The organism is Agarivorans sp. 2_MG-2023, assembly GCF_030548085.1.
Lineage (GTDB): Bacteria > Pseudomonadota > Gammaproteobacteria > Enterobacterales > Celerinatantimonadaceae > Agarivorans.
On record NZ_JAUORQ010000006.1, the window covers coordinates 306795 to 328655 of the forward strand.

19 protein-coding genes are annotated in these 21861 nt (G+C 45.5%); 16 read left to right on the forward strand and 3 right to left on the reverse strand.

What is annotated here, in order from left to right; all coding sequences use genetic code 11:
• Nucleotides 1-2 precede the first annotated feature (2 nt).
• The 10 genes from ileS to Q4549_RS11660 all read left to right on the forward strand — a co-directional run bounded on the left by ileS (nt 3) and on the right by Q4549_RS11660 (nt 11386).
• Nucleotides 3-2834: an isoleucine--tRNA ligase gene (gene ileS, locus Q4549_RS11615; RefSeq protein ID WP_303551344.1), complete on the forward strand. Its 2832-nt coding sequence runs from the start codon at nt 3-5 to the stop codon at nt 2832-2834.
• The gene (lspA, locus tag Q4549_RS11620) at nt 2827-3339 is read left to right on the forward strand and encodes a signal peptidase II (RefSeq protein ID WP_137674911.1); all 513 of its coding nucleotides are present in this window, start codon (nt 2827-2829) and stop codon (nt 3337-3339) included. Before ileS ends, lspA begins: the two co-directional genes overlap by 8 nt.
• Nucleotides 3336-3761, forward strand: coding sequence for an FKBP-type peptidyl-prolyl cis-trans isomerase (gene fkpB, locus Q4549_RS11625; protein ID WP_303551341.1), 426 nt, complete (start codon nt 3336-3338; stop codon nt 3759-3761). The genes lspA and fkpB overlap by 4 nt, the downstream gene beginning before the upstream one ends.
• A 9-nt stretch (nt 3762-3770) precedes the next feature.
• Entirely contained in the window at nt 3771-4715 is a 945-nt protein-coding gene (gene ispH / locus Q4549_RS11630; protein ID WP_137674913.1) for a 4-hydroxy-3-methylbut-2-enyl diphosphate reductase, read from the forward strand.
• A 132-nt stretch (nt 4716-4847) separates the two neighbouring features.
• Nucleotides 4848-5411 carry a type IV pilus modification protein PilV gene (pilV, locus tag Q4549_RS11635; protein WP_303551338.1) on the forward strand — a complete coding sequence of 188 codons (564 nt, stop codon included), beginning with the start codon at nt 4848-4850 and terminating at the stop codon, nt 5409-5411.
• A complete protein-coding gene (locus tag Q4549_RS11640) occupies nt 5408-6418 on the forward strand; it encodes a PilW family protein (protein WP_303551335.1) in 1011 nt (336 codons plus the stop codon). The genes pilV and Q4549_RS11640 overlap by 4 nt, the downstream gene beginning before the upstream one ends.
• Nucleotides 6418-6864, forward strand: a complete 447-nt coding sequence (locus Q4549_RS11645; RefSeq protein ID WP_303551332.1) for a hypothetical protein — start codon at nt 6418-6420, stop codon at nt 6862-6864. The genes Q4549_RS11640 and Q4549_RS11645 overlap by 1 nt, the downstream gene beginning before the upstream one ends.
• A 51-nt stretch (nt 6865-6915) precedes the next feature.
• Entirely contained in the window at nt 6916-10659 is a 3744-nt protein-coding gene (locus tag Q4549_RS11650) for a pilus assembly protein (protein ID WP_303551330.1), read from the forward strand.
• Nucleotides 10660-11091: a type IV pilin protein gene (locus Q4549_RS11655; RefSeq protein WP_303551327.1), complete on the forward strand. Its 432-nt coding sequence runs from the start codon at nt 10660-10662 to the stop codon at nt 11089-11091. It abuts the gene before it with no gap.
• Between the two features lie 4 nt (nt 11092-11095).
• Entirely contained in the window at nt 11096-11386 is a 291-nt protein-coding gene (locus Q4549_RS11660) for a hypothetical protein (protein WP_303557162.1), read from the forward strand.
• A 13-nt stretch (nt 11387-11399) separates the two neighbouring features.
• Here Q4549_RS11660 and Q4549_RS11665 read toward each other — a convergent pair whose 3' ends face one another.
• The gene (locus tag Q4549_RS11665; protein ID WP_137674918.1) at nt 11400-11918 is read right to left on the reverse strand and encodes a GspH/FimT family pseudopilin; all 519 of its coding nucleotides are present in this window, start codon (nt 11916-11918) and stop codon (nt 11400-11402) included.
• Nucleotides 11919-12153: 235 nt separating this feature from the next.
• Here Q4549_RS11665 and Q4549_RS11670 point away from each other — a divergent pair, with 235 nt between their 5' ends.
• Both Q4549_RS11670 and Q4549_RS11675 read left to right on the forward strand, forming a co-directional pair.
• On the forward strand, nt 12154-14178 hold the full coding sequence (locus Q4549_RS11670) for a methyl-accepting chemotaxis protein (protein ID WP_303551324.1): 2025 nt from the start codon (nt 12154-12156) through the stop codon (nt 14176-14178).
• Between the two features lie 291 nt (nt 14179-14469).
• Complete coding sequence (locus Q4549_RS11675) at nt 14470-14808, forward strand: P-II family nitrogen regulator (protein WP_137674920.1); 339 nt, start codon at nt 14470-14472, stop codon at nt 14806-14808.
• A gap of 56 nt (nt 14809-14864) precedes the next feature.
• Here Q4549_RS11675 and Q4549_RS11680 read toward each other — a convergent pair whose 3' ends face one another.
• Entirely contained in the window at nt 14865-15599 is a 735-nt protein-coding gene (locus Q4549_RS11680; RefSeq protein ID WP_137674921.1) for an outer membrane protein assembly factor BamD, read from the reverse strand.
• A gap of 244 nt (nt 15600-15843) precedes the next feature.
• Here Q4549_RS11680 and rluD point away from each other — a divergent pair, with 244 nt between their 5' ends.
• From rluD to clpB, 3 genes are all read left to right on the forward strand, one after another.
• Entirely contained in the window at nt 15844-16812 is a 969-nt protein-coding gene (rluD, locus tag Q4549_RS11685) for a 23S rRNA pseudouridine(1911/1915/1917) synthase RluD (protein ID WP_303512477.1), read from the forward strand.
• Nucleotides 16813-16815: 3 nt separating this feature from the next.
• Nucleotides 16816-17547 (forward strand): peptidoglycan editing factor PgeF, encoded by a 732-nt coding sequence (pgeF, locus tag Q4549_RS11690; protein WP_303551321.1) that lies wholly within the window; start codon nt 16816-16818, stop codon nt 17545-17547.
• Nucleotides 17548-17662: 115 nt separating this feature from the next.
• Nucleotides 17663-20233, forward strand: a complete 2571-nt coding sequence (gene clpB / locus Q4549_RS11695; protein ID WP_303551318.1) for an ATP-dependent chaperone ClpB — start codon at nt 17663-17665, stop codon at nt 20231-20233.
• A 38-nt stretch (nt 20234-20271) separates the two neighbouring features.
• Here clpB and Q4549_RS11700 read toward each other — a convergent pair whose 3' ends face one another.
• The gene (locus tag Q4549_RS11700) at nt 20272-20529 is read right to left on the reverse strand and encodes a hypothetical protein (RefSeq protein ID WP_303551315.1); all 258 of its coding nucleotides are present in this window, start codon (nt 20527-20529) and stop codon (nt 20272-20274) included.
• A 179-nt stretch (nt 20530-20708) separates the two neighbouring features.
• Between Q4549_RS11700 and pssA the strand changes: the two genes are divergently transcribed.
• On the forward strand, nt 20709-21557 hold the full coding sequence (pssA, locus tag Q4549_RS11705; RefSeq protein WP_137674926.1) for a CDP-diacylglycerol--serine O-phosphatidyltransferase: 849 nt from the start codon (nt 20709-20711) through the stop codon (nt 21555-21557).
• Nucleotides 21558-21861 lie beyond the last annotated feature (304 nt).

The following is a 21861-nucleotide window of genomic DNA, read 5'->3' on the forward strand; positions in this document are numbered from 1 at the left end:
CGATGAGCGACTATAAAGATACTCTTAATTTACCTGATACTGAATTTCCGATGCGTGGTAACTTAGCCAACCGCGAACCTGCAATGCTTAAGCGTTGGGACGAAAAGGATTTGTACGGCCAGATTAGACAGGCCAAAAAAGGTAAAAAGAGCTTTATTTTGCACGATGGCCCTCCTTACGCCAACGGCAATATTCACCTTGGCCATTCGGTTAACAAGGTGCTTAAAGACATCATTATTAAATCGAAGACCTTGTCAGACTTTGACTCGCCATATGTGCCGGGTTGGGACTGTCATGGTTTGCCTATCGAGTTGCAAGTAGAAAAGAAAGTTGGCAAGCCTGGTAAAAAGGTAACTGCTGCTGAGTTTCGTCAAAAGTGTCGTGATTATGCTGCTAAGCAAATCGACGGCCAGCGTAAAGACTTTATCCGCATGGGTATATTAGGTGATTGGCAAAATCCTTACCTAACCATGAACTTTGATACTGAAGCTAACATCATTCGCTCTTTGGCTAAAATCATCGATAACGGCCACCTATTGCAAGGCTCTAAGCCGGTGCATTGGTGTACCGATTGTGGCAGTGCTTTAGCCGAAGCCGAAGTTGAGTATGAAGACAAAACTTCTCCTGCTATTGATGTACGTTTCACTGCAGTAGACGACGCGGCAGTTCTCGCCAAATTCGATCACCCAGAAGGTGTTACTGGCGAAGGCCCGATCTCGACTGTTATTTGGACCACCACTCCGTGGACCTTACCGGCTAACCGTGCAGTAGCGGTGAACGCGCATTTAGAATATGTACTAGTGCAAATTGAAACCGAAGCCGGTAAAGAGCGTCTAATTCTAGCGCGTGACTTAATGGAGCAATGTGTAGAGCGTTTTGGCGCGACTCACTTTAATGCGCTAGGTTACTGTCAAGGTGAAGCCCTTGAGCTGATTAAGGTTAAGCACCCGTTCTACGATTTTGAAGTACCGGTTATTTTAGGTGACCACGTTACTACTGAATCAGGTACTGGTTGTGTGCATACCGCACCTGGCCACGGCCAAGAAGATTTCGCTGTTGGTCAAAAATACGATCTAGAAGTCGCCAACCCAGTGGGCGACAACGGTGTTTATTTATCTGACACTGAGTTTTTTGCTGGCCAACACGTATTTAAAGCCAACGACAATGTGGTTGAGAAGCTCAAAGAAACTGGCGCTTTATTACATCACCATGCATACCGCCACAGTTACCCACATTGCTGGCGCCACAAAACACCTATTATTTTTCGTGCTACGCCGCAGTGGTTTATTAGCATGGATCAAAATGGTCTGCGTAAGCAGGCTATGCAAGAAATCGAGAAGACCCAGTGGATCCCTGATTGGGGCCAAAGCCGTATCGAAAGCATGGTAGAGAACCGCCCAGATTGGTGTATCTCTCGTCAACGTACGTGGGGCGTGCCAATTGCACTATTTGTTCATCGCGAAACAAACGAACTTCATCCACGTGCTGTAGAGCTAATGGAAGAAGTGGCGAAACGAGTAGAAAAAACCGGTATTCAAGCATGGTGGGATTTAGATGCCACTGAGTTGCTAGGTGCTGAAGCCGAGCAATACCGTAAGGTAGAAGACACTTTAGATGTATGGTTTGACTCAGGTTCAACTCACTCAAGCGTAGTAGACGCACGAGCAGAGTTTAATGGCCAAGCTGCCGATATGTACCTAGAAGGCTCAGACCAACACCGTGGCTGGTTCCAATCATCATTGATGATCTCAACAGCGATGCACGGCAAAGCGCCATACCAACAAGTATTGACTCATGGCTTTACGGTTGATGCTAACGGCCATAAGTTTTCTAAATCTTTAGGCAACGGTATTGCGCCGCAAGATATCTGGAACAAATTGGGTTCAGACATCTTACGTTTGTGGATTGCTTCAACTAACTATACCGCTGAAATGAGCGTGTCTGATGAAGTATTCAAGCGCAGTGCTGATGCTTATCGTCGTATTCGCAATACTTCGCGCTTCTTATTAGCTAACTTGGCTGGTTTTGAGCCTGAGCAGCACTTAGTGGCTGCTGAAGAAATGGTTGAGCTTGACCGTTGGGTTGTTGGCCGTGCGGCTGCGGTTCAACAAGAGATTGTAGAAGCTTACGAGCAATACCAATTCCATGTGGTATACCAGAAGTTAATGCACTTCTGTTCTATCGAGTTAGGTAGCTTCTACTTAGACATTATTAAAGATCGCCAGTACACGGCTAAAACAGATGGTCTAGCGCGTCGTTCTTGCCAAACTGCACTGTTCCACATTGCTGAAGCATTAACCCGCTGGATTGCGCCAATTCTAAGCTTTACTGCCGACGAAATTTGGCAAGCTCTTCCTGGTGAGCGTAACGAATTTGTATTCACTGAAACGTGGTATGAAGGTTTAACACCGTTAGCCCAAGACAACAGCATGAATGATGCATTCTGGGCACAATTAATCACTATTCGTGATGAGGTGAACAAGAACCTAGAGCAAGCACGCCGTGATAAGAAAATTGGTGGCACCTTAGAAGCTAAAGTAACGCTGTATGTTGATAGCGAGCTAGAACAAGTACTTACTCAGTTAGGTGATGAACTTCGCTTTGTATTACTTACCTCTGGTGTGAGCTTACAGCCGCTAGAACAAGCAACTGCTGACGCGGCCGTTACCGAACTGGCCAACCTTAAAGTGGCTGTTGAAGTTGCCAGCGGTGAGAAATGTGACCGTTGTTGGCATCACCGCGAAGATGTTGGTCAAAATGCAGAGCATCCTAGCTTGTGTAGCCGTTGTGTTACCAACGTAGCGGGTGAAGGTGAGTCTCGTCACTATGCATAATGAAGCAGTAGCGAATAAAACGAGCAGTACTGGTTTACGTTGGTTGTGGTTGAGTGTCGTGGTATTTGCTCTCGACCAAATCACTAAACTGGCAATAGCTAAAACTTTTGATTTATACGAGCGCGTAGAAGTAACTCCATTTTTTAACTTAGTATCGGTACGCAATTACGGTGCAGCCTTTAGCTTTTTAAGTGATGCTGGTGGCTGGCAACGTTGGTTTTTTACTGCTATCGCTATTTTTGTTAGTGGCTTATTGCTGTGGTGGATGAAGAAAACCCCGGCCAACCAAAAGTGGCAAGCGATTGCTTACGCCTTGGTGCTGGGTGGGGCCATTGGTAATGTAGTTGACCGTGTGGTGTTTGGTTACGTGATCGACTTTTTAGATTTTTATGTAGGTAGCTATCATTGGCCGTCTTTTAACGTGGCTGACTCTGCTATTTGTGTTGGCGCTGTGTTATTGGTGCTCGACAGCATTTTCTCGCCCCAGCCAAAGGACGCTAAATGATTCAGCAAGGAAGCAAAGTAGAACTTCATTTTGTATTGAAGTTAAGCGATGGAACGATTGCCGAAAGCACTTACAATTACCCTAAGCCAGCTCAGCTGGTAGTGGGCGATGGAAGCTTAACCGAAGGTTTTGAAAGGTGTTTAGAGGGCTTAAAAGCTGGCGACAAAAGCCAATTTGAACTCAGTGCAGAACAAGCCTTTGGCCCAAGTAATCCAGACAACATTAAGTATTTCGAGCGCAGTAAATTTGGCGAAGAAGCCCCCGCAGAAGAAGGCAGTATTATTGCCTTTGCTCAACCTGACGGTAGCGAAATTCCTGGTATTGTGCGTGAAGTGACCGGTGATTCAGTGACAGTGGACTTTAATCATCCACTGGCTGGGCAAACGGTTATTTTTGAAGTAGAAATTTTAGCGGTTAATTAAGGATCGATAGTGGAAATACTGTTAGCTAATCCTCGTGGTTTTTGTGCTGGTGTTGACCGCGCTATCTCTATTGTAGAACGTGCTTTGGAAATGTTCGGCGCGCCTATTTATGTTCGCCATGAAGTGGTTCACAACCGCTATGTGGTGGACGGCCTGCGTAAACGCGGCGCCGAGTTTGTTGATGAACTTAGCGACGTACCAGAAGGCAGTATTTGTATTTTTAGTGCTCATGGCGTATCCCAAGCGGTGCGTGCTGAAGCTAAACAGCGTGGCTTAAAGATTTTTGATGCAACGTGTCCTCTAGTGACTAAAGTGCATATGGAAGTTACTCGCGCTAGCCGCAAAGGCATCGAATGTGTATTGATTGGTCACCATGGTCATCCAGAAGTAAATGGCACCATGGGCCAATACGACAACGCTGATGGTGGGATTTACTTAGTAGAAACGGTAGACGATGTCGCCAGCTTAAGTGTTAAAAAGCCAGAGCAACTTTTTTACTGTACGCAAACCACCTTATCCGTTGACGATACCTCTGCCATCATTGATGCTTTGCGAGAAACCTTCCCGCATATTCAAGGTCCACGTAAAGATGATATTTGCTACGCGACCCAAAACCGCCAAGACGCAGTAAAAGATTTGGCCGAGAAATCTGATGTGGTATTAGTGGTGGGTTCTAAAAACTCGTCTAATTCAAATCGCCTGCGAGAAAAAGCTGAAAAATCGGGTGCGGCAGCCTACTTGATTGACGGCGTTAGCGATATTAACTGCCAGTGGTTTAATGATGATACTAAGGTTGGTGTTACCGCTGGAGCATCTGCCCCAGAGATACTGGTTCAAGAAGTAGTATCAGGTTTAAAAGCCATGGGCGGTGTGACTGTTGTAGAAAACCCGGGGCGTGAAGAAAACACCATTTTTGAAGTTCCTGCTGAGTTACGAGTCACTCAAACTAACTAATTGAGTTATCTCTCATTTAATCTATAAAAGAAGGCATAGCCTTCTTTTTTGCGCTATACCCTAAAGACTTGGTCAACTCTTTAGGTTACCTCTATCGAACATTATTTAAGTGTTAAGAATAGGTAGATAGCGATGCACATCTACTCAAAACCTCACCAAAGTGGTTTTACCCTCATTGAAGTGGTTATCACTTCTTTTATCTTGGCTATTGGACTGCTGGCAGTGGTTGCTATGCAAGCTGTTGCTAAGCGCTCAAGTTTTGAAACCCATCAACGTACTATGGCGATGCTTTTAGCCGAAGACATGGTCGAACGGGTGCGCTTAAATCATATTGCTTGGCAAGCGAATAACCCCGCTACCGTCACTGTTGGTGAAGGTCAAACTGCACGAACCAAGCCTACCTGCGCCGAAAATAGCGGTTTAATGGCCGACTGTAGTCTAGCCGATGTAGTTAACTACGATCTTTACCATTGGGAGTATGGATTACTGGCTAAATCTTCGGGCACAAAAGGCGGACTAGTGAAACCTAATGGTTGCGTTTTGTTAGCCGCTAACGGTGACTTAACGGTAGTTGTCACTTGGTTATCTCGGCAATCTCTTAGCGGGATTACCAGCGCTAACTCGGTCACCGCTAACTGTGGCGCTCAGTCGGATAAACGTCGGAAAATGGCGTTAAATACTAGGGTCAATTCATGAAGCCATATAACCAGCGCGGCTTCACGCTCATTGAATGGTTGATTGCGATTGTGATTGGCTTATTTCTTACCGCAGGTATTGGCAGCTTTTTAGTTGCCTCGCAACGTACTACCGAATCTACCTATCACAGCGAGCAAATGATGGAGAGTGGTCGTATTGCCATGCATCTAATCACTCGAGATTTACGCATGGTGGGATTTTTTGGCGAGTATACCGGTAACCCTATGGTGCGTGGCTCCGGTGTTACACTCCTTGCTACCGATATAAGCGCCGCCAACGATTGCATTATTGACTGGGTTGGCGCCACCCCCGAAGGCTCGTTCCCGTCTACCGATGGGCGCTTTAGTGCTTTGTTTGTTGGTCAAGTGAATGCCGCTAACTCACTGGATGGGCAATACACTTGCGTAAGCTCGCGAAGTGATTTGATTACCGATTCTGATGTTATTGGTATAAAGCGAGTCATTGGCTCTCCGATACAAAGTGCCGCGGATTTAGACGAGGACCGCTATTATTTTGCTGCAAACACAGCCAGTTCACAAATCTTCACCAAAGATGATACTTGGCCAACTGAAGCCGCCATGCCGGGGCGACAGGTTTGGGAGTATCAACACATTGTTTATTACTTAGACGTTAGTGCGCAATCAGGCTTGCCAGTGTTACGCCAGTTGTACCTAGATAACAATAGCGGCATGCAGATACTCGGCTCAGGTCCATTGGTGGAGGGAATAGAGCGGATGCGGGTATTGCTTGGCGTGGATACAGACACTAGTAAAGACGGAGTAATTAACGATTTTGTGGCTGCTAGCAATGTTTCTCCCCAGCAGTGGAGTGAAGGGCGAGTCATTGGTGCGAAGGTATTTTTACTGGTGCGCTCTCTAACCGAAGATCAAAACTATACTAATGAAAACAGCTATGAGTTGGGTGACGTATCGGTAGCAGCTGCTAACGATCATTATCGTCGGGCCCTATTTGAGTCCGTCGTGTCACTTAGGAATATGGTGTATTAATGAATCACGGCCTTCGCTACTTTCGCCAACAAGGCGCAGCATTGTTTGTCGCCATGTTGTTCTTACTTATTTTAAGCTTTTTAGGGGGAGTGTTATTAAGCGCCGCTAACCAGGGCTTAAAAGTCGTGTCGGCAATGGGGGATCGCTTAGGTGCAGAGCACTCCCTAGAGGGAGAAATGAATCAGTTGATATGGGAGCCAAACTTACAAGGCGTTATTGGTTCGATGGCGCCATCGGCGTCGATGGCGGTATCTACAATGGTTACTGGGGCGAACGGTACGTTAATCCATACCGTAGATAGCGTATGCGCCCGCAGCTTTAATGCTAGCAGCAATAACGCTATTACCCAATGTCGCTATATTCGAGTTGATGCAACCAAAAATTATGGAAAGGCTAATCGAGCATCCACATCCATCGCCGCGGGCATAGAGCAGCCAATATTGTGAACCATAAACTGCACTTGATAAGCCAAATCAATAACTAAAAGGAGAGAGCAGATGAACGGTCATTTAAAGTCGGGGCTGCTTGCCTGTTTGTGCACAATATCAGTGACATGCCCTGTATGGGCAGACGACACTGAATTGTTTCTATTCGATTTTAATAGCTTAAGTTCTGCTGATCCTAAAGTACTGATTATCTTCGATACCTCTGGCAGTATGGCGTGGAATATTACTACCCGCCAAGGCTACAATCGCGACAATAGTGGCGACCTGAGTTACCAAGATTACCCCGTTGCGGTGAGCTCGCAAAATAGCTTAGATAACGACTTTATTTACTTTACGGTTAACGGAGTAGATGGCTCATACATCCCTACGGGTGCGAACGACGACCGCCGATTTATTTGGGACATCAACAACTGTGCAGCCTCATACGAAGCGCTTGCTAAAAATGGCGTCTTTACCGGCTATTTTCGAGAGCATCGGGTGCAAGGTGGCACTGGATCTTGGGATAATGTTCGGCTGAACAATGGTGCTAATTACACCGTGCTTGATTGTATGGATGACTATGAGTTAGTCAGTGATGCTAGTGATGGTCGTTTATTGGATGAGAGTGGTGACCCACGAGCATTTACCGTTAAACTTCAGGAATCAGACGGTAGTTTTGTTGATAAAGTGGTATCCACCATTAATCCTGGCCAGTATCGAGAAAGCAACAACTCCTATGTTGATGCACCTCAAGGTTACCCAATCAACGGCGCTTCTAATAATACCGAAGATTTTTATACACTGAATAAAACCGATGCAGAACAAACCACCAAAGATAGCTTTGATGATGGCTACTTAATTACCTTATATAGCGCCAATTATCTTCGTTGGTATCATCATTCAGACGCCACAACTACGCGGCCACGAATTGAGATTGCTCAAGAAGCTCTGGCTAATGCGCTCGATACTATTAACGGCGTGAGCTTTGGTTTGATGGTATTTAACACATCTAACCACGGTGGCAGAGTGATTAGAAGGATTCAAGCCGCGGATAATAACGATGCTTTGATTACTGACGTGGTTGAGCTTGATGCCGATGGCGGCACGCCTCTCGTTGAGACGCTTATGGAAGCCAAACGTTACTTTGCCGGAGAAACTGTAGTGTATGGCCTGGAGGGGCCAAATGGGGCTAATAATCGCGATACCTCTATCGAGTCTTCGGGCAGCTACATAACACCTTACGAAGTTGGCTGTGATAGCTCAATTAGCATTATTTATATCACTGACGGGACGCCAAGCGTTGATGCAGAAGAAAACGACAATATAGGCAGCTTGCCAATTAATACTAACGGTGTGGCAGGGTGTGACGGTGCGACTACTGTTAGTGCTTGTACTTGGAGCTCCCCAGTAAAATATGGTGAAGAACCAGACGCTGGAGAAACCGACAATCGCGCCAGTTCATATTTACCCGTACTGGCCAAATGGATGAATACCAATGACATCAATGGCGATGTAGATGGGCGCCAGTACGCTAAAATTTCTACTATTGGTTTTGGTGAAGATGTTATCGAAGGTGGCTCTGCGATGTTGATTGCCACGGCCGAAAATGCCGAGGGGCGTTTTTACCCTGCAGAGGGCGGGGTGGAGTTGGAGTCGGCATTGCGCCAAGCACTGATTGGTATCTACGAAGAAAACTCATCGCTGGTTTCTCCTGCGGTGACTAGCAATAACTTCGACCGCACTCGAACGCTAGATAGGGTTTATTATGCGATGTTTAAACCTTCGCTAACCCCACGATGGCGAGGAAACCTGAAGAAACTCGAACTCTCTGCTGAAGGCTACATGGTGGATCAAAATGGTAATCCAGCAATTGGTGCTGACGGTTCGATTATTGATGAAGCGAAAACCTTTTGGTCCTCAGTAAAAGACGGAAACAATGTTGAGCTTGGTGGGGTGGCCGATAGCTTAGCCAGTAACGATGCTCGCATGGTTTATTTCAATCAAAGCAATAGTGGCAATTTCGCCAACCTTAACTCTACTAACCTTGTCTCCAGAGCAAGCACTAGTGCCAATTTAGCTAATCATCTTGGGGTGGTGGAAACCGATTTATCTGATCACATTAATTGGATACGAGGCAGTGACATTGACAATGATGATGGCGATAGCTTAACAACTATTCGCAGTGATTTGATGGGCGACCCACTGCACTCTCGACCATTAGTGATTAATTATGGCCTGCGTAGTGGGGCCAGTGCGAGTAGTACCGACCCTGATGACATGGATATTCGTATATTGGTTGGGACCAATGGTGGTGCAATGCATATGTTTAAGGATTCAGGGTCTAGCGTTGCAGAAAGTTGGGCTTTCTTTCCTTATGAGCTTTTAGGCCGGCAGTTAACCTTGCGAAATAATATTGCCAGTTCGCAACATGTTTACGGGGTGGATGGAACACCTACGGTGTTCTTAAAAGATACCGATAATGATGGTAAGTACAGCACTAGCGGCGATAAGGTGCTGGTATTTACTGGCTTGCGCAGAGGGGGAGATGCATATTATGCCATGGACCTTACTAACTCCGATTTACCCAAAATGCTCTGGAAGATTGACAGTTCAAGCACTGGAATGTCGGAGCTGGGTCAAAGCTGGTCGCAACCTACTGTTGGTTATGTTCCGGGGCACACTAATCCGGTAGTGATATTTGGTGCTGGTTATGACGTAAACCAAGATTTAAGCAATCCGGCTATAGATGACAAAGGGCGAGGCGTTTTTATTGTAGATGCCTTAGATGGCAGCTTAGTGTGGAGCCTAACCAATAGCGAAGATGATCGGCTAACACATAGCGTCCCGGCAAAAGTTGCCAGTTTAGACAGCGACGGTGATGGCAACATTGATCGTTTGTATTTTGGTGATATGGGCGGTCAGCTTTGGCGAATAGATTTACATTCTACCGACGAAGATAACTGGAAGATGACGGCCTTGGCCAAGATTAGCGATGACTCTGTGCTTACCGATAAGAGGAAGTTCTTCACTGAACCGGTAATTGTAAGAACCTACCTCAAAAAACTTACTCGGGTGACCACTGGTCAAGGTAGTGACCAAGTCACTATCACCGACTCCCAGCAGATCCCTTATGATGCGGTATTAATTGGCACAGGAGACCGAACTAAACCGGTCAGTGACAAAGACCCCAATGGAGTAAACAATCGCTTCTATATGTTTAGAGACTATAACGTGCAATCGACAAATTTCACGGCCTTGGATGACAACGAGCAGCCGATTGCAATTACGAGTAGTGATTTGTACAACATAACCAGTGACCCTATCGGTAGCTTAACTGATGAAACCGCAATAGAGACTCAGCTTATTGCACTAGGGGCGTCTAAAGGCTGGGTACATAACCTTGTTGAAGATGGTGAGAAATCTTTGGGGGCAGCCCTAGTACTAGGCGGCGACTTGTATTTCACCTCCTTTATTCCAGAAACCACCAACTCAACCACCTGTACCATTCCTACGATTGGTACTGGGCGTACTTACGGTGTCAGTATGCATATTGGCACCAGTATCAATCATAGCCGTTACTACGATGTAGATAACAAGGTACCGGATGATCTGATTATTCACTCAGGAGAAGACGAATCTGGCGAGTCGGTGATTCGTGTATTTGGGGGCGACCCTGGCGAAGATCTGCAGTTTGATGATGAAGACGAAGACCAGCAGCATACCTGTGAGCAAACTGGTTCGTGTCGAGAAGGTTCACGTGAAGCCAATATGGATATGAGTCCCAAACAAATCTATTTTTACTTTGATGAGGGCTAAATGAAAAGTTCAATACTCGGCGTTACCTTGATTGAGTTGATGATTGCAGTGGCCATTGTGGCTATTTTAGCGGCGGTGGGGTATCCAGCATATACGTCGTTTGTTGCTGAATCTCGCCGCACTGAAGCGATGAAAGAACTGGCTACTTTGGCGGTACTTCAAGAACAATATTATGCCGATAATGCGGAGTACTCATCTACCTTGGCTGCTTTGGGTATGGCCGCTTCCGGCGCAACCAGCTACAACACCGAAAATGCCTACTACTCTATTACGTTAACGGCTTCGTCAGCGAGCAGCACTTTTACGGTAAAAGCAACTGCTCAGGGTTCTCAAAGTACTGCAGATAAAGATTGCCGAAGTTTTTCTATGGATGACGAAGGGGCAAAAACTGCGCTTGATGCCCAGGGAAATGCGAATGCTGATTGTTGGTGATGATATGAATAAATTACTTATATTTTTGGTGCTTACACTGTCTGCAACAAGCAGTTGGGGCAAAACGGTTAAATGTTATATGGCGGGGAGCAATGGTATAGACCAAGTCATTATTGCTAGTCCTAAAGGCTTGAGTAATCTCGATGCGATTAGCGAGGAACTTAAAAGCCGATATACCGAGCACCAGCCCACGGTTCAAAAGCTTGGCGGTATTGTTGAATTTGAATGTGTTGGGTTTAATGATAGCTTTAGCTCTGATATTGCCAATACACGCTTTGCTGAACTGCAGTATTAACAGCCTTTGGGTTTTAAATTGGGCAGCTGTTTTTTTCGCTATCAACAACAAAGCGAATGTTACCGCCTTTTGATACCACAACGCCGTCTATATATTGATTGTCATTAGAGCAAAAATATAAGCTACCAGAGTTACCTGCAATAAGACCATCACTGGCAAAAGACAGTGAGGTGACAGAGCCTTTAAAGCTGGTATTTCCCGCATCGGAAAATGGCTCGGCAGCTAACAATACTTTTTCGCCTGCATCTAATTTTCCATTACTGTTGTCGTCGGCGAATACCGTTAATCCTGCGTTCATATTTCCACCGCAGTCGCTATTGTTGGTTTGCAACGCACATACCACTACCCGCTGGTTTAGATTGATGGCTTGGCTGCGAGCAAAACGAACCTCTCGCATCATACGGTTGGTAGAGGCATCGGCCGCCATTGATTGAAAGAGCGCATTCATGCTGGGCACACCTACTCCAAGTAAAATAACCGCGATGGCAATGGTTATCATGAGTTCCAAAAGAGTAAAACCAGCTTGTTTCATTCAAACGCTCGGTTGCTTTAAAGAGTATTGATTCTATAAGTGTATACCCTCACAGGCTGACTGCTCTTTTTGTGCATGAGCCTGTTCACGTTGAGATGATTTTTATTGCCTATTTGCCACCTTTGGCAAATTTTAATCAAGCCTTTGTACGATTAATATCATGTCTTAGTGGGGTTAATAAAAATGTCATAAAGCTCCCCTATAAATGGCCGCGGATCTCCAGCGGTAACTAAATATGTTTTTAAAACAGCCCTTCAAGAATCAACTCACTTTGGTACATCAACTTGCCTTATCAATGGCTCTGCAGTTTGCCATTGCCTTAGGTATTGTGATGATTGCATTGTGGGGGATGAATCAGCTAAGCCACTCTTTTAAGCAGCTTGATGAACAAGCCTTACCCGTTGCAGAGCTGGCTGCGCAAATTGACAGAGCGGCATTGCAGCTCGACCGTCAGTTAAGAAATACCATTAGTAGCCAAAATCCAGAGACCTTTGCCGAACAGCGAGCGCTGTTTGATTCTGAGTTAAACACCTTAGTGACGGCGCTAAGTGTATTTACTCACTTTAGCCAAGCCTTAGATTTACTCGATGATGATCAAACGCGCATAGCAGAGAGCGTGGCGAAGCTAGACCAAGACATGCAAAGTTTGCTTACTCGTGTCGAGCAACGTTTAGAGGTACAGAGTGAGGTTGTATCTAGTCAAGGTTTGGTGCTTTATGCTATGGGTTCTGCTCGCGATGAAATGTCTCGATTAGTGCCGATATTGTTTGCCGATATCGCGGAATCTAAAATGGCCTATGACGCATTTATTGCTGATGCGGCCAGTTTAATGAACGCTCAATTGCAACTGGTTACCACTCAAGATCCAAATAATGCGCAAACCCAGCTAAAGCAGATGCAAAGTTACATTTCAAGGTTGCGTTTTAACTACAATATTTTACTTAAAGACAACCCTGAGTTAGCTGACTACCCCAGTGTGTCTATGGCCATTGATATACTTGAAGGTGCTGTCATCGAGGCTGGATTATTTGGCTTACAAGCAAAGCAAGTACAGCTAAATTTCGCTATTCAACAAGATATATCCAGCTTGTCTGAACCGCTCGATAATCTGCAATTGCATTTAGAAAAGCTACTAGCAGAAGGTGTAACTATTATCGAAAATGCCACCCAGAATACGCAGTTAACTATGTTGCATAGTCAGCGTTTGTTATTGGCCTTGAGTGCGGTAGGTATTATGGTTTTTGTTGGTTTGCGTATCGCCATTGTTCGTTTGGTGCGTAGCCGTGTTAAACAAATAGGCGAAGCTATTCATAAGCTCTCACAAGGTGATTTTACTCATAGTTGCCCAGTGTCTAGTCCACGAGAGTTTAGGCAGTTAGCAAGTTGGCTTAACCAAGCCAGCGAGCATAACCGCAGTAATATTGCTCAACTACGCGCCCGAGGCATCGAACTTAAGCAAGCCGCAGAGGCAAGCGCTAATATTACTCACCGCCAACAACAGCAACTCGCCGAGCAAGAAAATAGGATTGCCTTAATCGCCTCATCGGTGGTGCAAATGGATACGACTATGGGGGATATTGCCAGTGCAGGAAATGACGCTGAGCAAGATAGCCAGCGGTCGGCTGAACTTGCAGAACAAGGTAAGCAAACCCTAGAGAGTACTAGTACGCATCTACAAGGTTTGGCCGACAAAATGCAACGTAACTCGCAACGAATGAGTGAGTTAGATCAGCAAGTAGACCAAGTGGGTGAAGTAGTGCAAGTGATTAACAGTAATGCAGAACGCACTAACTTACTGGCGTTAAATGCAGCCATAGAAGCGGCTAGAGCAGGGCAACATGGGCGCGGCTTTGCGGTGGTTGCGGATGAGGTGCGTAAACTGGCGGGGCAAACCCGTGAACAAACCGATTCAATTAGTGAAATGATCAATACACTGCATAATGCGACCAATAAAGCGCGGGAGTCGATGGCTTCTTGTCAGAACGAGATGCAATTAACTCAGCAATTGAGTGAGCATTTATCTATCGCAATGAATGATATTGAGCAAGCCGTCGCTACTGTGCGACAGCAAACTGTTAATATTTCCCGCTCTACTGCTGAGCAAAATCAAGCAAGTCATCATGTTAATCAAGCGGTCGACGATTTGGTAAAACAAAGCCAATTGCGTCAGTCACAAATCGACGAGTTATCGGTACAGTCTGACCAAGTTGCGGCCATTGCGAATGAGCAAGGCCAGAGCTTAGCGGCATTCAAAGTATAAAGGTATGCTGTTGGGAAATTTGAGCATTAAGCTAGCAATGAGTCAAAGTTGTTCGATTTGTCAGCGTTAGCGCGTTTCACCTAGATTAAGTGAGGAAAAGCGTATTTAACGCAAGCAAAGCATAAAAACTTTAACAAACAGCCTATTAAGCATCACTCTAATTCCAATAATTGACACTTTTTGTGCAGTTTTGCCGACCAAGCTTGCTTTACGCCGTTGTTACTTGCTTGCGCTTGGCTTAAAGTAAACAACATACAGACTCAACAAAATGATAAAAATAAGGAAGTACAAATGAAGCAAGTAACGGCAATTATCAAGCCATTTAAGATGGATGATGTTCGCGAAGCCTTAGCTGAAATTGGTATTACTGGTATGACGGTTACAGAAGTAAAAGGCTTTGGTCGTCAAAAAGGACATACCGAGCTTTACCGCGGCGCTGAATACAAAGTAGATTTCTTACCTAAAATGAAACTAGAACTTGTTGTTCAGCAAGATGATCTAGAGCGCTGTATTGAAACTATCGTACAAACTGCGCAAACCGGTAAAATCGGTGATGGTAAAATCTTTGTTCGCGATGTAGACCGTGTTATCCGTATTCGTACCGGTGAAGAAAACGAAGATGCTATTTAATTTATAGCCAATAAAAAAGGCGAGCTAAGCTCGCCTTTTTTATTTCTGAAAGTTATTTAGTTAGCGCTGCGTATTAGTGCAGTTTGTTCCACTTTGTCTGTCACACCCAAAGCCTTGTAACCTTGCTCCATGACTTCTAGAGCATCTCGTGCTGAAGGCGTATCTGGGAAATTCTCAATCACGTAACGTGCGCGGTTTACCGCACCGATAAATGCTTCGCGTTTGATGTAATAACGTGCCACAGCCACTTCGTGACGAGCTAAATTGTCTTTTAAGTAAACCATACGTTGCTTAGCATCTGGCGCATAATCACTGCGCGGATAGCGGTTAATTAGCGTGCTAAAGTCGTTAAAGGCTTGACGAGAAAAACTCGGGTCGCGGTCATACCTATCAATACCTACGACACTTTGGAACAAATTGTAATCTGCTGACATATTGGTTAAACCGCGCATGTAATACACGTAGTCTAAGGCGCTATGCGTGGGGTTGTTACGAATAAAGCGCTCGCTGCTCGCAAGTGCCATCGCAGTATCACTGCGCTTGTAATAAACGTAGATAAGATCAAGTTGTACTTGGCTTGAATAAGGGCCAAATGGGTAACGAGTATCTAATGCTTCTAAGTTATCTGCAGCATCGGTAAACGCACCGTTGTTAATTGCAGTTTGTGCTTCGGCGTAAAGCTCTGAAGCAGGCTTGTCTGGGATCTTCGGCTTTTCTTTCGACGAAGAACAGGCGCTCAGCGCAAGGCCGAGAAGTATTACTGAAATTGTTTGCTTGTAAACGCGCATCATGAGCTAAAAATCGTCTTAATCGTTTATGTGATGGCCCGATAACAATACTCCGCACTTGCTAAAAGTATTACGCCATTCACCGTAAATAATGGGCAAACAGTATCCTCTATGCCACCTAAACCGTCAATCGCCGAGTGATATATATAGTGGGAGCAGCGTCTAACAAACCATTTTCTTCTATGCTTTAGCTTTAGAATGATTACAATAGCCCGTTTTGGCCTTCCTGTCAGAGGTAAAACCTAAGATGAGTCAACAATTAGAGTTGCGTGCAATCGTCGACGAAGAGCTTGCAGGCGCCCGCCTAGACCAAGCATTAGCGACGTTGTTCCCCGATTACTCTCGTTCTCGAATTAAAGAATGGATATTAGGGGAGTGTGTTCGTTTGGATGGCGAACTTAAGGTAAAACCTAGGGAAAAGGTAGTGGGCGGTGAAGAAATCGTCTTAAATACCGTGTTAGAAGATGTTGTTGAAGCGAAAGCTGAAGACATCAAACTAGATATTGTTTATGAAGATGACGATATTCTAGTAATTAATAAACCAATTAACATGGTTGTTCACCCTGGGGCTGGCAATAACAGCGGTACGGTACTTAATGCCTTGCTGCATTTATACCCATCTATTGCCGAGGTAGCACGTGCCGGTATTGTGCACCGCTTAGATAAAGACACTTCTGGCTTGATGGTGGTGGCTAAAACCGTACCCGCTCAAACTCACTTAGTGGATGCTTTGCAAAAACGCTTAGTGACTCGTGAGTACGAAGCCATTGCTACCGGTACTATGACAGCCGGCGGTTTGGTGGAAGAACCCATTGGCCGTCACCCTACTAAACGCACCCACATGGCAGTTGTCACCTCAGGTAAACCTGCGGCTACGCATTATCGTGTTGCCGAGAAGTTTCGCCAGCATACCCGTATTCGCTTGCGCTTAGAAACCGGTCGTACTCACCAAATTCGCGTGCATATGGCCCATATTGGCCACTCGCTATTGGGTGACCAAACCTACGGCCGTTTGCGTTTGCCTAAAGGTTCAAGTGAAGAACTGATTGCCGCTATGCGCGGTTTTCAGCGTCAAGCTCTGCACGCTGTTATGTTGCGTTTAGAGCACCCAATTACTGGCGAAATGATGGAATGGCATGCGCCGGTTCCGCAAGATATGTTAGATATTGCCGACGCCTTGCGAGCGGATCATAAACTCAATCCTGATTTGGGTTAGAGCTTGGCTAAGCACTCGGTGAATTGGCCTTGCCCCGCAAACGTGGTTGCTGTTTACAGCGACCGTGTAGCGGGAGTGAGCCAAGTGCCCTTTGATTCGTATAACTTGGGTGACCATGTTGGCGATGAGCTTGCTGCGGTAAATAGCAATCGCGCGAATTTTCAAATGTCTATGCCCGAGCAGGTATGCTGGCTCAAGCAAGTACACAGTACTCGAGTCGTCGATGCCAGTGACCAAGCCAATGTACTTAGCGAAGCCGATGCCAGTATTGCTGCCAGTTCAGGTGCTGCATGTGTAGTGATGACCGCCGATTGTTTGCCGGTATTGTTTTGCGACCAGCAAGGAACCGTAGTAGCAGCAGCACATGCCGGCTGGCGAGGCTTGGTAGATGGAGTGTTGGAAAAAACCGTCGCAAAAATGCAAGTAGAACCGCAGCAGCTTATGGCTTGGATGGGACCCGCTATTGGCCCACAGGCTTTTGAAGTGGGGGCAGAGGTAAAACAGCGTTTTGTGCAACACAACGCTAGGGCCGCCTGCGCGTTTACTCAAGCTTCTCAAGCCGATAAATATTACGCCGATATTTTCACTCTCGCCGAACAACGGTTACAGGCTTTAGGACTAGGCGCTATTTACTCTGAGCGTATCTGTACTTATAGCCATCCAAAGCATTACTTCTCTTATCGACGTGAAGGACAAACTGGTCGTATGGCTGCCGCCATTTGGTTATCTGAATAAACCGTAAAGTTCACAGATTTGGTGTTGAACGTTAATATTTAGCGCCTGATATCTTGATTTTTTTTGCTTTCAATCCCACATAATCATTAATAGCTTATCCAAGTGGAGGTGCCACATGCGCCTAGATAGATTCACAAGCAAATTTCAATTAGCCATTTCTGATGCTCAATCGCTTGCGCTTGGGCGAGATCACCAATTTATCGAGCCGGTACACTTAATGTCGGCCATGTTGAATCAAGACGCAGCATCTTTGCGACCACTGTTGGTAGAAGCTGGCATTGAAGGTAGTGCTTTACGCTCACAACTATCTCAAGCCCTAGAGCAACTGCCTCGTGTAGAAGGCACTGGTGGAGAGGTTCAGCTATCCAATCAGTTGGTGGTGCTGCTTAATCTTTGTGACAAGTTGGCGCAAAAGCGTAAAGATAAATTCATTTCGTCAGAAATTTTCTTCTTAGCGGTAACCGAAGACAAAGGTAAGCTTGGCGACATCATGCGCGAGTTGGGCGCGAATAAAGAAAACATTAACAAAGCCATTGAAAAATTGCGCGGTGGCCAAAAGGTCGACGACCCGAATGCCGAAGATCAGCGCCAAGCACTCGAAAAATATACCATCGACCTCACTGAGCGCGCCGAACAAGGCAAGCTGGATCCGGTGATTGGCCGTGACGATGAAATTCGTCGTACCGTTCAGGTATTGCAACGCCGTACTAAAAATAACCCGGTGCTTATTGGTGAACCTGGAGTGGGTAAAACCGCCATAGCCGAAGGTTTAGCGCAGCGTATCATTAATCACGAAGTACCAGAAGGCTTAAAAAACAAACGCGTTTTGTCTTTAGACATGGGCTCGTTAGTGGCGGGGGCTAAATATCGTGGTGAGTTTGAAGAACGTTTAAAAGCGGTACTTAATGAGCTTTCTCAAGAAGAAGGCCAAGTGATTTTGTTCATCGATGAACTGCACACTATGGTGGGGGCAGGTAAAGGCGATGGAGCAATGGATGCGGGTAATATGCTGAAACCAGCATTAGCGCGAGGGGAGCTCCATTGTGTGGGCGCGACGACCTTAAATGAATATCGCCAATATATAGAAAAAGATGCAGCCCTAGAGCGTCGTTTCCAAAAAGTGCTGGTGGAAGAGCCTAATGTGGAAGACACCATTGCCATTTTACGTGGCTTGAAAGAGCGTTATGAATTGCATCATTCTGTAGAAATTACCGACCCAGCGATTGTGGCAGCTGCAAGTTTGTCACATCGTTATATCTCTGATCGTCAGTTACCCGATAAAGCGATTGACTTGATTGATGAAGCTGCTTCAAGCATTCGCTTACAAATCGATTCCAAACCAGAAGCCTTGGACAAACTTGAGCGAAAAATCATTCAACTCAAGCTGGAGCGTCAAGCGCTGCAGAAAGAGTCTGATAGCGCCAGTGTTAAGCGCCTAGAGCTACTCGACAGTGAGTTAGTAGATAAAGAGCACAAATTTCGCGAATTAGATGAAGTATGGAAAGCTGAAAAAGCGGCGTTGTCTGGAACCCAACATATTAAGGCTGATTTAGAGCAAGCCCGCTTAGACATGGATATTGCCAGGCGTGCCGGTGACCTAAATCGAATGTCTGAACTGCAATATGGTCGGATACCAGAATTAGAGCGTCAATTAGATTTAGCCTCTCAGGCCGAAATGCAAGACATGAGCTTACTGCGTAATAAAGTTACTGACGCTGAAATTGCCGATGTGCTTTCGCGCTGGACGGGTATTCCGGTGAATCGGATGCTCGAAGGTGAGCGCGATAAACTTATGCGCATGGAGCAACAGCTGCACGGCCGAGTGATTGGCCAAAGTGAAGCAGTAGAAGCTGTCTCCAATGCTATTCGTCGTAGTCGTGCTGGGATATCTGATCCCAACCGCCCAATTGGTTCCTTTTTGTTTTTAGGTCCAACGGGGGTAGGTAAAACTGAGCTGTGTAAAGCGTTAGCTGAGTTTATGTTTGATACCGAAGACTCGATGGTTCGAATCGACATGTCAGAGTTTATGGAAAAACATTCAGTTGCTCGACTCGTTGGTGCCCCTCCAGGCTATGTGGGCTATGAGGAGGGCGGCTATTTAACCGAGGCGGTAAGGCGTCGTCCTTATTCAGTGATATTGTTGGATGAGGTAGAAAAAGCCCATCCAGATGTATTCAATATTTTATTGCAGGTATTGGATGATGGTCGCTTAACTGATGGCCAAGGCCGTACGGTAGATTTTCGCAATGCAGTGGTCATTATGACCTCCAACTTAGGCTCCGATATTATCCAAGAGCGCCACGGAGAAATGACTCACCAAGAAATTAAAACCGCATTAATGGACGTATTGGCTCAACAATTCCGACCTGAGTTTATTAACCGTATCGATGAGTCGGTAGTCTTTCATCCTCTGGCGCATGAACAAATCCGCGAAATAGCAGCAATACAGGTACAGCGCCTAGTGCCCCGCCTAGAAGAAAAAGGTTATAAGCTAGAGTTTAGTGATGCGGTGTTAGATAAGTTAGGGCAGGCAGGGTTCGATCCTGTTTATGGTGCTCGCCCACTTAAGCGAGCGATTCAACAGCAATTGGAAAACCCATTAGCCAATGCCATTTTGTCTGGGCAAATAGAACCCGGTAAAACAATTCGCATAGAATTAATAGACGGACAGCTCAGCTTTAACTAGCAGAGCTCGCGTGGCAAGCTAATGAGCCTTGGGTTACATTAGCTTTGCCTGCGTTGTTGTTTTTGAATTTGTTTAAGGGTGAGATAGGTTTCGAGTTGGCTCTTGTCGAGCAGTTTAATTATTTCCAAGTCTTTTTCTTTCACTAGGTCCCGCATGGCTTTCCACATTTGCTTGCGGTCGCCTTCAAAGCCAAACATATTGTCCATGAGTTGGCTGTATTGTTGTTCTAGCTCGGTAAACTGACTTATCTGCTCCGAACTCAGGCTTAAATTTTCGATCAATCTGTCTATATTCATCTTGCTACTACCAATTTGCGAAAACTTTTCAACTTATGAGTTTGTCTATCTCTGAAATTGATGACACTTGATTAAGATATAGTTCATCCACTCCAATTTGTCTTTGAATCACTATTAACAACTAGGGGCATATGCTATTTTTAGCCCTAGTTTTTTAGGCAGTTTCACAGAGTAGCTAAATGACAGAGCAAAAAATTAGCGACGGAGCTAGGCAAAAGGGCATCTTCTTGCTTCCCAACTTGTTTACCACCGCAGGTCTTTTTTCAGGGTTTTACGCCGTAGTTGCATCCATGAATGGGCAGTTTGAGGCCGCAGCCATTGCCATTTTTGTGGCCATGATATTTGACGGTGTCGACGGAAGAGTCGCGCGTTTAACCAATACCGAAAGTGCCTTTGGTGCTGAATACGATTCAATGGCGGATATGGTGTCTTTTGGCATTGCACCCGCGTTAGTTGTTTATAACTGGGCCTTACACGATTTAGGAAAAATTGGTTGGTTAGCTGCCTTTGTATATACAGTTGGTGCAGCCCTACGTTTAGCTCGCTTTAATACTCAGGTAGGTATCGCTGATAAACGCTTCTTCCAAGGTTTGGCGAGTCCTGCTGCTGCGGCGCTCATTGCTGGTATGGTGTGGTTTGCCCAAGACATGGAATTCCCGGGAAATAAATCAGGTGTTATCGCCTGTTTAATTACCGTAATAAGTGGCCTGCTAATGGTGAGTAATTTTAAGTACCATAGTTTTAAAGGTATTGACCTAAAAGGCCGAGTTCCATTTTTTGCCGTACTGCTTATTGTATTAGTGTTTATTGTGGTGGCTGTTAAGCCAGCGGTTATCTTGTTTACCTTGTTTGCTGCTTATGCGGTGTCTGGTCCGGTTTATACTATTCGCACGGTAAAGGATTTTAGATTTGAGCATGTGGTGGGTGACGAAGAAGATCTAGAGTGTAATGCTCCAGAAGCGACATCAAAACCTACTGAGAAAAAAGCAGACTCAGTCAGTTCGGAACAAGAGCAAGACAAAAGCTAAGCCTCATATAGTGTAATTATTGAAAAAGGCGCACTTATTTGCGCCTTTTTGCTTTATAAATAATCAAATTCAGACTTTTGTTTGGATAAACGTGAAAAATTCAAAATAACGGTTGCTTTCCTAAAGGGCATCCCTATAATGCGACTCCACTGACACGGCAAGCGGCGCTGCAAAGCGATGTAGAAACGAGGTCAGGGTTGGTAAGGCCTGAGGCTTTATTAACGGCTCAAAAACTTCTTCTTAATTAATATTAAAAAGCGGTTGACAGCCACAGAGGAAAGCGTAGAATGCGCACCTCGCTTCG